Origin of the sequence: Bacillus sp. cl95 (assembly GCF_900115925.1) — a bacterium.
GTDB lineage: Bacteria > Bacillota > Bacilli > Bacillales > Cytobacillaceae > Neobacillus_A.
This window is the reverse complement of record NZ_FOYF01000005.1, coordinates 278,515-293,164: the sequence shown is the minus strand read 5'-3', so window position 1 is coordinate 293,164 and position 14,650 is coordinate 278,515. Positions and strand designations below refer to the sequence as shown.

Below are 14,650 nucleotides of genomic sequence, written 5' to 3'. Positions count from 1 at the left end.
GATGATAAAAACAGTAGTTGAATATATTTATAGTTCTCACCAGAGATGTTTAAAAGAATATAAAATGCTTCCTGATCATTTTACTGGTCCCAAAGTATGTATTAATAAAAGTATTTTAGAGGAAAGAAAGAACCGTCTAGGTGACTTAGTTTCAGTGGCAAGGAAGTTTATGACGAAGTTAATATCCGAATTAAAAGACACGCCTGTTCTAATCGTCATCACAGATCATGAAGGTTATATCTTAGAAATGTACGGGGATGAGATAGTTAAGAGACAAGTGGAATCCTTAGGCTTATCTCTTGGAGTCAAATTGAAGGAAGAAGAGGTTGGAACGAATAGTATTGCAATTGCTTTAGAATTGGAACAGCCTGTTCTCATTAGCGGAGCTGATCATTACCATCACTGTTTGCATCAAAGTGCTTGTTTCTCTGTGCCATTCTATTATTCGGGTCAAATGAGCGGGACGATTTCAGTAATGATGACCGCTCAAGATGCAAGCTCTTTTCATGTTGGACTACTTCAATCAGCTGTTGATTCAATTGAACGAGAAGTTGGAGTTAAAAAGCAGAATAAGGAATTGTTAATTCTCAATCAAGTGCTGATGGAAAACAGTAGAAATGGGATCATCATTACAAATGAAGATGGAATGATTATTGAAGTGAACCCGTTTGCTGAGAAAGTTCTTGCCTTTAAAAAAGAAGACATCCTTAATAGTCCCATAACTTCGGTAAATATAATCGGAACATACATGATTAATAGTTTAAGGGGAAATAGAAAGTATGAAGATATTGAAATAAATATCTCCGACAAAATTTTTTTATTTGACGCTTTCCCTATTTATAATAAGTCCAATCAGATCCTTGGTGCATTTGGCCAGTTTAGAGATATTACTGATAGATTACGTTTAGAAAAGCAAGTAATGGCGAGTGAAAAGCTTTCAGCAATAGGGAAAATAAGCGCTGGACTAGCACATGAAATCCGCAATCCGCTTACATCTATCATGGGTTTATTGAAACTAGTTAAAAGAAATTCAAAAGCAAATAATCAAAAGCAAGAAGAGTATTTTAGGATTATTTTCAGTGAATTAGAGAGAATAAAAAATCTTGTGCAACAATTTGTTTTAATGGCAAAACCTGATCAATCTGGAATTTCCAAAGCTCATACTTCTATTAATGAACTGATTAAAGATATTGTTACTTTAATGGAAAGCCAGATTTCTAATAAAGATATACAGATTGAATATGATTTATCGTATCAATGCGAGGCAAATATTGATAGAGATAAGATAAAGCAAGTATTGATTAATATATTACAGAACGCTTTTGATGCCATGCATTGCAATGGTCAAATATTCATTTCGGTACATCCTAGTGAAATGGATAACGGGATTGAGATAATCATTGAAGACAATGGAATGGGAATGGACAAAAGTACAATTGAAAACCTAACTACGCCTTTCTTTTCTACTAAGGAGAATGGCTTGGGACTTGGCTTACCAATGAGTTTTGATATTATTGAATCCCACAAAGGAAGAATAAAAGTTGAAAGTGAAAAAGGTAAAGGCTCAACTTTTACCATTTGGTTACCGAAGTAATAAAAAGTATGTGTTAATAGACAACAAAGCCAGGGAATGATTTCTCTGGCTTTTCTTTAGTATTAGGTGCTGTTAAACATCTAAAATAAATATACCTTTCAATAAAAATTGGGAACAAGAAGTAACGGAAATAAAAAAAGATTACAGTTTACAGAAAGTGTATACATGTTTACATATAGTAAACGCGACGTGTACAAGTGCGTTTACATGTATACAAAAACGTATACAAGTTGAAATGACGCGATGTATACCATTTTGAAATGGCTGTTTACAGAAAATGTTTACAAAGAACCTTAGTTTACAAGCTGTTTACAGGATTACAGATATATTTCTTTTCGCCCAGGTTCATTGAAGAAACAGGAAATCTCTTATAACCTTTAATAGAGACACACATACATAACTTCTAAACAAAACGAAATCTATTAAATGAAAAGGGATGATTTATTTATGTCTAACTCTAGAATCGCAGCAGTAGATGTTGGCAATGACTCGATTAAGGCTATTTTCGGGGAATTAGATTACGAAATAAGTATTCCTAACATTGTTGCAAGAGATACGGAAGATCGACCTGTAATTGGAATTGAAGAATTGAACAATAAGAATCCTCTTGATGGGATTCATATAAAAGTACACTCCCCTGCTTTAAAAGATAATAACGTCATATACCGTGTAGGTCATTTAGCAACGAAGAGCAACAATGCAACTGAATTAGATCCCGGTGGCGATAAATCGGAAGAAGACCAAACTTTGGTAATGCTTTTTGCCACTTTGGCCTTGGATGCTGTTAAAGAAGAAAACTCACACCTTTTCCCACGAGTGAAGAATGTGATTGATGCGAACTATACTTTAGGTACTGGACTTCCTCTTCGTGAAGTAAAGGAAGGGAAGGATTCTGGTTATCGCTCTAAATTGGTAGGTTCTGTCCATCAAGTGGAATTCCTCGTTACACCGAAATATCAAGGATTAAAAGTAAATATTAAGTTCAATGAAGTAAAGATCTATCCTGAAGGATTTGCAGCCTATATCAATCTTGTGATGGACAATGATTTGAAAATCATAAACAAGGATCTGATTGATAAGAGAATATTGATTCAGGATATTGGCGGTTTATCTACAGATATAGCTGTCATTAAGGACCGTAACGTTGATGATGATAAGGCTCAAGGGTTTAATCTAGGCGTATCTGAATCATTAGAGGCGATAAGAGAAGAAATTAGATCGAAGCATGGTGTTGAATTAGACAGCCGCCGTGATGTTGTAGAAATCATTACAAGGAAAAATGACCGTAATCATATTATGGTTAAAGGTAGTCGGACAAGCGTTCATGATATTACCGATCGCATCTTGCTAGAATTAGCAAAAAAACAATATCGCTTACTACGTAACGTTTGGCAGAAGAACTCACAGACAGAAATCTGCTATTTTGTGGGTGGCGGGGCTAACGTATTGAAGGAATATATTAAAACCTTAAATAATAATTTAGATGGCTATAATATTGAATTTTTTGAAGACGAAAAAGAGAGCATTTGGATGATGGCAAATGCTTATTATAAGCTTATTACCGATTTTGTAAGGAAAACGGAAAAGCCGAAGGTGACCCAAGAACCGGTAAAGAAATAATAAGGTGATGATATGAAAAAATCAGCCGCAAATGAAATTAAGAGGGGTCAAGCCATTTCCTTTCGCGTTCCTTCTGATACGCCTGATCACTTATTGAAGCATTTACAAAAGCTAAAGGAATCTGAAAGAAGGAATTTTTCAAGTAAGATTGCCGAATTTGTCATGCAAGGTGTTAGTCATTCCTCTTCAAGGGAGAGGGAAACCATTACGATTCCCCTCCCCCATAAATTAAGCAAGTCACAGAGAGATTGGTTAAAGCACGAGCATTCGGAAGCTTTGCTAGGAAGTATCATTTACCAGCTCTTAACGGACCCGATTCGAGCGACGACATTGCTTGCTTCACTAAACAGCAAGTCAGTGAATATCGACGAAGCCCTTTACTTGCAAGAAGAACCAGCGGTGAATGAACAACCAGTTGAAATAGTAAGCGATGATAGCTTCCTAGATTCTTTTGAAGACACAGCGGCTGCTAAGGAAATAGATGATTTGGATGATGACCTTGATTCATTTGACTGGGAAACTGCAAAGAAAGATGAGCCTTTCATCAAGGAAGATCATGTTGAAAAGGAAAATGAACTGGATAGCCTATTAGGCGACTTCCTTGCGAGTATGAACAAGTAGGCTTTAATAAGTAAGATACTAATAGATTATATAAAGAAAGTGGCCGTTCAAAAAAACGGTCTCTTTCTACTTCCGTTAGACTTGTACTTCGCTCAACAGAGCGTGGGTATTATCTTCGCTATCTTTAAAAAACGTCATCCATGTCTCGGTTTGCCCCATTTTGGCTACCACATGCGGTTCATCTATAAATGTTACATCTTTATCTAAAAGATCGTCATATGCTTTCTTTATATCTTCAACTTGAAAATAAATGACTGAGCTAGAGTGAGCGAATTCTTCTTTTTCTGGCAGGCTTAAAAGCAGCCTTAGACCGTTGCATTCAAAGAACGCCATCCTATCTGTATTAAAAAGAAGGGAAAGGCCAAGTTTTTCTTTATAAAAATGTATGGCCTTTTCTAGATTTTTAACTGGTACCCCAATTTGTCCGACTTGTTTTATTAAGTTAGTCTCCAATTCAATTTCTCCTTTCAAATATCAATTCAGCATTTCTTTAAAGATAAGCTAATTATACCTTTTATTGGAAGAACTACATAATACGAAAATAGTAGAATCTAAAAATAGTTTATTACTAATACCTTGTTTGTTTTCGGAATTTTTAAAAAACAATATGAATGAAGCTTGGATTACACTCATATAACTGAAAGCGTAGGACAAAGTATTTTCTCGGAAATTTTCTCAATGTTGGTAGGGTAAGATTACTTAACAATTTGTATTTGAATGGAATTTCATAAGTCCTCGTAAGAAAGGAGAAAAATTTAGGTTAGGTTCAGTCGCTTTCATTGGGAAAACATGAATTCATTTTCTAAACGGAAGGTGGAAATGGCAAATGAATCAAAACTCATTGAAGACAGCTTCCTTAGGTATACAACATGTATTAGCGATGTACGCTGGTGCGGTGATTGTTCCTTTAATTGTCGGTGGTGCTCTTAAATTATCTGTAGAACAACTAACCTATTTAGTATCGATTGATATTCTGATGTGTGGGATTGCAACATTACTGCAAGTGTGGCGGAATCGTTTCTTTGGGATTGGTCTTCCGGTTGTTCTAGGATGTACATTCACTGCGGTTGGACCTATGATAGCCATTGGTGGCCAGTACGGTATATCAGCTATTTACGGGTCCATTCTGGTGTCGGGAATTTTTGTTGTTCTCGTGGCTAAATACTTTGGAATGCTCGTAAAATTCTTTCCGCCTGTCGTTACGGGATCGGTCGTTAGTGTAATCGGTATTACTCTAATCCCTGTTGCGATGAATAACATGGCAGGTGGTGTAGGAAGTCCTGATTTTGGGTCAGTGGAAAATATTTCTCTTGCCTTCGGAACTTTGGTTTTCATTCTATTACTTTTTAGATTCTTTAAGGGATTTGTGCGTTCGGTTGCAATACTTCTTGGGCTAGTTGGAGGTACTATTGTGTCTTCCTTCATGGGCAAGGTCGATTTTGGTGCAGTTGGCGAAGCATCATGGTTTCATATGCCACAGCCTTTTTACTTCGGTACGCCTACTTTTGAATTAGCAGCCATTCTTACTATGATTCTAGTTGCGATCGTCAGCCTAGTGGAATCTACAGGTGTTTACTTCGCCCTTTCGGATATTGTAGGCAAGAAAGTAGATGAAAAAGACTTAGCAAATGGATATCGAGCAGAGGGATTGGCTATCGTTTTAGGAGCAATCTTTAATGCATTTCCATACACCACTTACTCTCAAAACGTTGGATTAGTACAATTATCAGGTGTCAAAGGAAAGAATGTTATTTATACTGCGGGTGCTTTCCTTGTCATTCTCGGACTTGTACCAAAAATCGGTGCATTGACTACAATCATTCCTTCTCCAGTTCTTGGTGGTGCCATGATTGCCATGTTTGGTATGGTAGTAGCATACGGAATTAAAATGCTCGGCAAGGTAGACTTCTCTTCTCAGGAGAATCTGCTCATTGTTGCCTGTGCAGTAGGAATGGGCTTAGGGGTTACGGCTGTTCCTGGGATTTTTGCACAAATGCCAGAAAGCGTGAGGATCTTAACGGATAATGGAATTGTAGTTGGAAGTTTAACGGCTATATTCTTGAATATTGTCTTTAACGTAAAACCAAAAGCAGTCGGAGATAAAGAAAAAGTGACCGCCTAGATCATATAAAAGAATTGAATCCTCAAAACACACTCCTTTGTTGTATAGAAAATCTATATAGCAGGTGGGGTGTATTTTTTTGCTCATGGAATGTACAAAGCAAAAGAAAATGGACCCTGTTGAGAGCCCATTACTTGATTTCTGATTTATTAAAAGGCTCTTTTCTAAACAATGGTGTTTTAACAAAAGTTTTGAGAAAGAAAACATTAATGAAGAAGTTGATTGGAGCGGAAGGTGCGAGACTCCTGCGGGAGCAGCGGGACAGGTGAGACCCCACAGGCGCCGTTGCGCCGAGGAGGCTCACTGCCCGCCCCGCGGAAAGCGAGCATCCTGGAATGGAAATCAACCTCCCCATAAACAGCAACAAAGTTTGCGGAAAAAGCCTATTAATAAGCAATAGACGGAATTCTTTTCAACAATCGCTTGATGGATTTATTCACTTCTTTTAAAACGATCTGCTTATCTATCGTTTTGACAATCCTGTTTTCCACGACAATTTTACCATTGATAATAGTCGTTTCTACATCGGCTCTGGTAGCAGAATAGACAATCCTGGAGATGGTATCGACTTCGCTGGAAGGGTAGAGATGGAAATCATTGAGATTGAGAATGACCACATCTGCTTTCTTGCCAACTTCAAGGCTTCCTATCTGGTCTTCCATTCCAACGGCTTTTGCACCACCAATTGTGGCCATTTTAAAAATAGTTTTGGCATTCATGCAAGTTGGACCGTGCATAGGCTTCTGAATAATGGCTGCCAGACGCATTTCATTAAACATATCTAAATTGTTATTGCAGGGAGCACCGTCTGCTCCTAAGCTAACAAATGCGTCTAAATCTAATAGATCAGGAATATCTGCAATGCCAGAGGCTAGCTTTAAGTTGGAGCCAGGGCAATGACTGACTTTTACGCCTCTTTCCTTGATGATCCGCTTTTCTTCTTTATCCAACCATACACAATGTGCAAGGATCAGATTTTCATTGGCTAAGCCGATATGATCAAGGTAGACAACGTTGCGCATGCCTTTTTCCATCTCAACGAGATCAATTTCCCCTTTGTTCTCAGAAGCATGAGTATGAACCTTAACATGATAATTTTTCGAAAGGTCACGAACCTGTACTAACAGTTCCTCTGTACAGGAGACAACGAATCGAGGGCAAAAAGCATACTGGATGCGACCGTGATCGCGACCATTCCACTTTTCCAATAAATCAACGCTCTGTTGAATGGACTGGTTCGTGTTCTCGCGAAGAAGAAGCGGTACTTCTTCCCCTTTATCCATCATGACTTTTCCAGCCAAGGCGCGAATGCCACTTTCATAAATCGCTTGAAATGCGTTATCAGTATGGTGAACAGTTTCCATATCTACGACGGTTGTCGTTCCGCTTTGGATTAATTCTCCGATGCCGAGCATGGCTGAGTAGTAGGATGATTCTTCATCATGGGCCGCTTCTAAAGGCCATACCTTCTTTTTTAACCAGTCTAACAGCTCGAGATCATCCGCTTGACCACGAAACAAGGTTTGACACAAATGAATATGCGTTTGGATAAAACCAGGAATGACGGTTCGATTCGTTCCGTCGATGATTTTATCTGCAGGATAGGATAAATTCTCTCCAATGGCAACGATAACGTCGTTTTCAATATATAAATCACCATGAATGATTTCTTCTTTTTGATTCATGGTAATGATTTCTGCATTTTTAATTAAAATAGATGTCATAACAGTCCACCCTTAAATGGAATTTTGACTATTCGAGCATGAGTTTACGATAGAATTCAATCGATTTTTGATAGGCATCAATGTCTACCCACTCATTTGGCTGATGGGCAAGGGATTCATCGCCTGGCCCATAAATCAAAGTCGGGATAGAACTATTCGGATTTAGTACCGCAGCGTCCGTGTAATAGGAAACACCGTAGCACTCTTCGTTCTTAAAGTTATTTAATTTCAATGCTTTTTGAATAATGCTGCTTTTTTTGTCTGTAAAAATAGAGGGACGATCGAGCCTTTTTTTCAAATCGAAAGAGAAGTTCGGTTCGTTTTGACTTAATTGTTTTAAGTGAAGCGTTAGTTTTTCAAAAATATCTTGATGAGATTGAGGAGGGACAGTTCGAATGTCGACCGTGATGCTGCAAGAATCTGGGATGACGTTCGTTTGAACTCCCCCTTGGATGGTTGTAACAGCCATGCTGCTTTTTCCTAATGTTTCAGTTGTATAGATCCACTCCAACTTCAATTTTTCTATTAGTTGAATGACCTTGGTCATTTTTTCAATCGCGTTGATACCCTTGTCAGGCATGGAACCATGAGCTGTTTTTCCATATGTAGTAATGTCTAACCACAGGGCACCTTTATGTCCGATTACTACTTTTCCGTTTGTGGGCTCTCCGATAATCATCGCTTCCACATCTGCTAACTGGTGAGACTCTAAGAAAACCCTTGCTCCGCAGCTATCGACCTCTTCACCAGCCGTTGCCAAAAAGACAAGCGTATGATGTGGGATGATATTTTCCAAGAAAATAGATTCTATGGCCAGGTACATCGCGGCAAGTCCGCTTTTCATATCCGATGCCCCTCGGCCATACATCCTATTTCCCACGATTTCTCCAGATAGAGGCGGATATTCCCACTGCATTTCACCAGGTGAGACTGTATCCATATGACCACAGAAGAAAAGCTTTTTTGGAGTTTTTCCTTTAATTTGAAGAAGAAAATTGCTTCGTCCGTTATCGACCCTTTGGATTTCAAAAGGCATCCCAATCGCCTCGCAGCGCTTTGCTAAAAAGTTAGCCATTCTTGATTCATTTCCCGGGGGATTAATACTATCGATCTGGATTAATTGTTGAAGAAACTGGGTCTCATTCATGGGTTTCTCCAATGACTTGCATTTTTAAAGGTGTAACTTTCCAGCCGTTAACAGGAGCCATATCTTGAGAACATGAGGAAAGAGCGACTAGGCAATCCTCCAATGCCTTTAATTTTACGTAATCACCTGGCTTTGAAAGTGGTTCGTTAATTTCATAGTCGCCAAACGAATCTAGCTTGTTATACATAAACCAGTTGATAGGATCTGGTAAATGTTCAGGTTTGAACTCGTATTTTTCTAATGCACGCATTAGATTATCATGGCAGTTTGGATGGTTTTCGTCGTTGAAATCCATTTTATAGCGGTAATAGTCACAAGCGGGAAAGAAGAAATCGTGTCGTCCAACTGTATCGTGAACGAGCTGCATTAGAGGTCTCCGCCGATTGCTATAAAGATAATCTCCAACCTTTAAGCGAATACTGCTTAAAGAGGCGCGCATATGAACAGGGGAGACATGTTCTGATGGATCATGGAGATTAAAGCAAATGAAATCCCCCACTTGTTTTCCATCTGTATCAATAATAATCAGTTCTTCTCCGGCTTTCAGATGTGTGCTTCGACCTTCGTATGGAGGGATAATAATTTCTTCTCGAACTTTCCAAGTCATATCTGGAACCTCCTGCTATTAATCTATAAAAACGGCAACCGCTCGAATGGGAGAACCTGTCCCATTGCGGATGCGGAGGGGTAAGCCAAAGTATAAGAATTTCTTGCCTGCCACCTGGTCCAGGTTGCAAAGATTTTCTGTATTGGTCATCTTATATTCCTTACAAATGAGATGGCCAGAAAACAGTGGATCGATAGGATTATCGATGGCAGGAGCATCGATGCCGATATTGACGACTCCTTGTTTGGCTAACCATTTCGCCCCTTCATAATTTAAGCCCGTGTATCTTGTGAGCCACTCATCAGTACCATATGCCCTGTTGTAATGGCCCGTATAAAGCAAGACAATGTCCCCTTCTTGAATGACTTGTCCAGACTTTTCTAAGGCAGATTCCAAGTCTTGAGGAGTAATGTAGTCATCTGGAGAAACAGTAGAAACATCCAAGCAAATTGCAGGACCATAAAAATATTCCAAGGGCATTTCATCGATGTATTGTCCTGCGGGATCATATTCGTAAGTGGCATCACTATGTGTGGGACCATGCTCATTAATAATCAGATTGTTGGTGGCAAATTCAAAGCCGATTTGTTCTTTGCTTTGTTGATGAGAAATATTTGGGAAAATCATCGTTTTCTGATGAAGGGGAAACACGGGCATACCTTGATAGATTTCTTGGGTTAAATCTACTAATCTTACTCCCATTAGATCCCCTCCTTAACGAACGATCGTATCGATGACTTCAAATTTGTCTACATCGACTAGACCTTTGTCCGTGATTTTCCATGTAGGGCTTGTGACGAGTGACCAGAATGATAAATGCATAAATGGAACATGGATGCCGCAACCAAGCTCTTCTTTTGCGAGTCTTGTTAAATCGGCAATTCGTTCACTTACTTCTTTTCCATCCAATTCATCCGTAATGAGACCGCCGACCCTTAAAGGCAAATCGCCGACTACTTTGCCGTCTTTAATCATGGCAATTCCACCATCCATCGCAATGACACGATTGACGGCTGTTACCATATCCTCATAATTCGTTCCGGCGACAATAATGTTATGTGTATCATGGGCAACACTTTCAGCAATGGCGCCACTTTTAAGTTTAAAGCCATGGATGAAAGTTTTCCCGATGGAGTTTGTCCGACCGTGGCGCTCGATGACCAGCATAGGGAGGACATCCTGTTTTAAGCAGGGTGTGACGACACTGTTTCTGACGTTTATATCGAATTCTTGTCCACCTGTCAGATTTTGATCAGGGATCGCCACAATGGAGCGGACCCTTGCACGGCTTCCTTCAGCACGGATGACAAGATCATCTACTGTGACTGGTGCTCGCTTTACGGATTTCTTTACACTTTCAGGATATTTATACGGTGCGATATCAATCGTAAGCTCGCCATTTTCTGCTGCCTTTTTGCCGTTTAAATAAACCTGGGCAACGGTCATTTCATTTAAATCACTGATGACCACGATATCAGCCCGTTTACCTGGTGCTAAAATTCCAAGGTCTTTAAAACCAAAATGGGTAGCTGGATTAATCGTAACCATTTGTATGACTTCGACTGGATCCATACCGTGAGCGATGGTGCGTCTTACAATATCGTTCATATGACCATGCTTCAGTAAGTCTTCAGGAACCATATCATCGGAAACGAGAATCGCCCTTCTTGAATCTAGTCCTTCTTCCGTAATAGCTCGAATGCACTCAGGCATGTTTCGTTGTGATGAGCCCTCTCGAATAAAGACACTAACACCGTAACGTAATTTTTCAACAGTTTCTTCTTTCGTTGTGGTTTCATGACAGGATACATGGGTGCCTCCACCGATGATATGGGCGGCTAGTTCCTTGCCAAACAGTGCAGGTGCATTTCCTTCAACCGTCTTTCCAATGGATTTTGCATAGGAAACGGATGCAATCAAATCGTCGATTTGCTCTTGTGCATGCTCGTAAACAGGCTTGATATTGCTGAAGCTTTGGATTTCACCAATTCCTTGGACATGCGGATCATTCAACAGTTCCTTCATATCCTTGGCATTGACATCATAACCAGACGTCTCTAAGCCTGGTGCGTCTGGAACCGCACATGGAACCGTGAAAAACACATGATTTGGCAAATTTTTTGCTTCTTTGACCATTTCTTGCATGCCATGAACGCCAAGCACGTTTCCAATTTCGTGAGGATCACCGATCAGTGTGGTCGTTCCGGTAGGAATCGATAGTTTGGAGAATTCTGTACAGGTGAGCATCGCGCTTTCGAAGTGCATATGGGAGTCGATAAAACCAGGACAAACAAATTTTCCGGTTACATTTTCCACTTTGGTTTTTGGACCTATCAATTCTTCGCAGTTTCCGACCATAAGGACGTAATCACCCTTAACCGCTACGTCCGCTTTATAGATTTCTCTTGTAATGACATTGATGAAAAATCCGTCCTTTAACACAAGGTCAGCAAATTGGTTTTCATCTAAAAGCGTATCAATGAGTTTCCGCCACTGAATCGCTTCTTTAATAGCCAGTGCATCCATCTATAGGTTCACTCCTTCTAATTCTTCGTACTCAAGTGTATCGATGATTCCGATAATCGCTGCATCCACAGGAGCTTCTTTCTTACTCATGCCTCTTGTTGCCACACTGCCGCTTACATAAATGACTTTCTCTCCGATACCTGCACCGACTGTATCTACTGCGATCACAGGACCAGAGGAAGAAGCTTTTCCGTTTAACTGGATGGGTTGCGTAATCAAGAGTTTTGTCCCCACTAAATTTGGATCTTTTCTTGTTGCGGTAACTCGTCCCACTACAATGCCTAATTGCATAAAAAAAGCCAACTCCCTTATTTCCGGATTAGAGTGATTTGGTGTTTTTTGAGTAAATCTAGCGCTAGAGGTGTCATAATGGTTTGTTGGTCTATAATGAATTCTTTTTTATTTGAGAGGACGATCTGCTCAATATCCCTGTTCGTATAAACTCTTTTTTTCAATTTAGGCTGCTGGGAAAAATAAGATAGTGCCTCCTCTGGTTCGATGAGATGAACACCAAACCCTTTTAGCTTTTGGAGTTGTGTTTGCATGGTGCTTTTTAGCAGAGGGGTACCTCCAGTTAGTCCATTATTTAACCAAATGGAGTGATTTGGTGTAATTCCAATCGAAAGCGCACTTACTTTTTTACCAGTGAGAAGAGATTGTAAGAGAAAACGGATGAATGGATTTTGGTCATTCAGGGAAATGATGCTCGAAACGAGCGAAAAAGATAGGACAGGGAGGAAGAGGTGCTCAAAATCCTCCATATGTTCAAGCGTCTGAAGTGAAATCCAATCATCGTTTTCGGTAAGCTTTACAATCTCCTTTTTATTCATATAATCAAACAAGATAGGATCAATAAGAAGCCTGGTCCGTATTCTAGTTTTACGTAGCTGCTGTAAGGTTTGAAAAGCTTGATTCATCCCAACAAAATGATAGGTTAAATAGGCAACCACTTTTGAAGGTACCGGAACAGTTGAACCTCCCAATAGTTCCTGCAAAGTGTTTTCAACTAATGCACTTTGCATTTGCCCATTCACGATTATTCACCCTTAGATAATAAAACTCTTTCAATCTCGCTATGTGGTCTTGGAATAACGTGAACAGAAACAAGCTCTCCAACACGATTCGCTGCATCTGCGCCAGCATCCGTCGCTGCTTTTACTGCACCAACATCCCCGCGGACCATTACGGTAACAAGCCCAAAACCGATTTTTTCGTAACCACAAATAGAGACATTCGCCGCTTTTACCATTGCATCCGCAGCTTCAATCGCGCCTGTTAATCCCTTTGTTTCGACTAAACCTAATGCTTCACCCATCATCAATAAGTCCCCCTTTAATTTTGACTATCGTGATGATCAGTTTGATCATCGGATGTCGGTTCTGAGCTTTCTTTCGTCTTTAGCTTGAATCTGCTTAACAGTTTTTCACTCACTTCTTGGTGCGCACGCGGGATGACGTGGGCAGATACTACTTTGCCGACTGATCTGCCGGCACGTTCACCTGCCTCGACGGCAGCCTTTACAGAGGCAACATCCCCACTAAAGTGGACGGTGACGCCCAGTCCGCCTTGTACTCCAATAATTTTTTCAATCGCGGTGATTTCTACATTTGCTGCTTTAACGGCTGCATCAGCTGCGGATATTGCAGGTGCATAGCCAACAGTTTCAATTAGTCCAAGTGCTTGCTGCATCTTTTTCCTCCTTTTCTTGCCTTAAAAGGAAAATCCTATAAGTGGTCTGCTGTCTTTTTGAAGTTTGCTAGTGCATGGCTAATTTGTTGTGAGTTTCCGGTTAAAAGCAAATAGTTTTCCTCTATCTGAAATCCGAGGGAGGTATCCGAATTACCTTTAAGATACTGATCGAGTAAAAGTAAATAATGGTGGTAAGATAATCCTTCTAAAATTCCAGCCATCTCAACGGATTTTGTAATGCCGAGCTGTTTGGATAACCATGCGCTTGGGGAGGTGATCTGATATGTTTCCGTACATTTTAATGAACGCTTGTTGAATTGTTGTAACAGTTCTTTCGCTATTTTTTCGAGACGGTTCGCATTGTTGTCATATAACTCCAATGAGAAGCGGTGATGATTGTCTTTGCTCCAGGTAAGATGATATTTCAAATCTGGATAAGTGTTTAATAAATCGTTTAAAAGGATGAGTTGACTTGGATAACAGGCTTTAGATCCTACCACAGCGACAGAGTATCCTGACGTTTTGCGGTGGAACATATGCGCGAGATGGGAGTGGACGGTTGGATAAAACCATACAGATGTGCCATCCTTTGTTAAACCTAGCAACTGAGCCTTTTCAGCTTTTTGCTGTTGGTTGCTACGAGAGTGAGGCAGAGCTTCCTGTTTCCCTTGAGAAAGTGATACCTTTCTTAAGCTGGAAATCGAGTCTTCTACAGAAGGTCTTAAAGGTTTTTTGTCTTCAAGCGGTTTCCCTATGCTGACACTAGCTTTTCTTTCGTTTTGTTGTTGGTTGAGTACGGATAATCGTTTCTCAACATTTCTATTTTGATAGTTTGGTCGAATAATAGACTCCAGAGGTTCTTGCTTAGAAAGATTATTCGTCACTCTTGAGATCGAAGGAGTAATTTTAATCGTATTTTCCTTTTTCGCGGCTGTGGTTTTTTTACCGCGAAGAGCTTCTGCGACCACGCTCTTCATAAAATCAGACAATGTAACACCAC

At 39.9% G+C, this 14,650-nt stretch carries 15 protein-coding genes; 4 read left to right on the top strand and 11 right to left on the bottom strand.

The window, feature by feature from the left end:
- Nucleotide 1: 1 nt before the first annotated feature.
- From BMZ31_RS15410 to BMZ31_RS15400, 3 genes are all read left to right on the top strand, one after another.
- Entirely contained in the window at nucleotides 2-1,594 is a 1,593-nt protein-coding gene (locus BMZ31_RS15410) for an ATP-binding protein (RefSeq protein ID WP_254778860.1), read from the top strand.
- Between the two features lie 447 nt (nucleotides 1,595-2,041).
- The gene (locus tag BMZ31_RS15405) at nucleotides 2,042-3,214 is read left to right on the top strand and encodes a ParM/StbA family protein (protein WP_090832804.1); all 1,173 of its coding nucleotides are present in this window, start codon (nucleotides 2,042-2,044) and stop codon (nucleotides 3,212-3,214) included.
- A gap of 12 nt (nucleotides 3,215-3,226) precedes the next feature.
- Nucleotides 3,227-3,835 (top strand): hypothetical protein, encoded by a 609-nt coding sequence (locus BMZ31_RS15400; RefSeq protein ID WP_090832803.1) that lies wholly within the window; start codon nucleotides 3,227-3,229, stop codon nucleotides 3,833-3,835.
- 75 nt (nucleotides 3,836-3,910) lie between these two features.
- Here BMZ31_RS15400 and BMZ31_RS15395 read toward each other — a convergent pair whose 3' ends face one another.
- Nucleotides 3,911-4,288: a VOC family protein gene (locus BMZ31_RS15395; protein WP_090832802.1), complete on the bottom strand. Its 378-nt coding sequence runs from the start codon at nucleotides 4,286-4,288 to the stop codon at nucleotides 3,911-3,913.
- Between the two features lie 373 nt (nucleotides 4,289-4,661).
- On the opposite strand from BMZ31_RS15395, the gene BMZ31_RS15390 reads away from it, so the two are divergent.
- Nucleotides 4,662-5,957, top strand: a complete 1,296-nt coding sequence (locus BMZ31_RS15390; RefSeq protein ID WP_090832801.1) for a nucleobase:cation symporter-2 family protein — start codon at nucleotides 4,662-4,664, stop codon at nucleotides 5,955-5,957.
- A gap of 386 nt (nucleotides 5,958-6,343) precedes the next feature.
- Here BMZ31_RS15390 and BMZ31_RS15380 read toward each other — a convergent pair whose 3' ends face one another.
- Genes BMZ31_RS15380 through BMZ31_RS15335 form a run of 10 tightly spaced genes read right to left on the bottom strand, consistent with a single transcriptional unit; the run spans nucleotide 6,344 to nucleotide 14,639 of the window.
- A complete protein-coding gene (locus tag BMZ31_RS15380; RefSeq protein WP_090832800.1) occupies nucleotides 6,344-7,681 on the bottom strand; it encodes a 5'-deoxyadenosine deaminase in 1,338 nt (445 codons plus the stop codon).
- Between the two features lie 28 nt (nucleotides 7,682-7,709).
- Nucleotides 7,710-8,828 (bottom strand): M20 family metallopeptidase, encoded by a 1,119-nt coding sequence (locus BMZ31_RS15375; protein WP_090832799.1) that lies wholly within the window; start codon nucleotides 8,826-8,828, stop codon nucleotides 7,710-7,712.
- The gene (locus tag BMZ31_RS15370; RefSeq protein ID WP_090832798.1) at nucleotides 8,821-9,435 is read right to left on the bottom strand and encodes a DUF1989 domain-containing protein; all 615 of its coding nucleotides are present in this window, start codon (nucleotides 9,433-9,435) and stop codon (nucleotides 8,821-8,823) included. Before BMZ31_RS15370 ends, BMZ31_RS15375 begins: the two co-directional genes overlap by 8 nt.
- 18 nt (nucleotides 9,436-9,453) lie before the next feature.
- Nucleotides 9,454-10,137 carry a cyclase family protein gene (locus tag BMZ31_RS15365; RefSeq protein WP_090832797.1) on the bottom strand — a complete coding sequence of 228 codons (684 nt, stop codon included), beginning with the start codon at nucleotides 10,135-10,137 and terminating at the stop codon, nucleotides 9,454-9,456.
- Nucleotides 10,138-10,149: 12 nt separating this feature from the next.
- A complete protein-coding gene (ade, locus tag BMZ31_RS15360) occupies nucleotides 10,150-11,961 on the bottom strand; it encodes an adenine deaminase (RefSeq protein ID WP_090832796.1) in 1,812 nt (603 codons plus the stop codon).
- On the bottom strand, nucleotides 11,962-12,252 hold the full coding sequence (locus tag BMZ31_RS15355) for a EutN/CcmL family microcompartment protein (protein WP_090832795.1): 291 nt from the start codon (nucleotides 12,250-12,252) through the stop codon (nucleotides 11,962-11,964).
- Between the two features lie 17 nt (nucleotides 12,253-12,269).
- Nucleotides 12,270-12,995 (bottom strand): hypothetical protein, encoded by a 726-nt coding sequence (locus tag BMZ31_RS15350; protein ID WP_090832794.1) that lies wholly within the window; start codon nucleotides 12,993-12,995, stop codon nucleotides 12,270-12,272.
- Nucleotides 12,996-12,997: 2 nt separating this feature from the next.
- Nucleotides 12,998-13,276 (bottom strand): BMC domain-containing protein, encoded by a 279-nt coding sequence (locus tag BMZ31_RS15345; RefSeq protein ID WP_090832877.1) that lies wholly within the window; start codon nucleotides 13,274-13,276, stop codon nucleotides 12,998-13,000.
- A 17-nt stretch (nucleotides 13,277-13,293) separates the two neighbouring features.
- A complete protein-coding gene (locus BMZ31_RS15340) occupies nucleotides 13,294-13,650 on the bottom strand; it encodes a BMC domain-containing protein (protein ID WP_090832793.1) in 357 nt (118 codons plus the stop codon).
- A gap of 35 nt (nucleotides 13,651-13,685) precedes the next feature.
- On the bottom strand, nucleotides 13,686-14,639 hold the full coding sequence (locus tag BMZ31_RS15335; protein ID WP_090832792.1) for a hypothetical protein: 954 nt from the start codon (nucleotides 14,637-14,639) through the stop codon (nucleotides 13,686-13,688).
- Nucleotides 14,640-14,650: the final 11 nt, after the last annotated feature.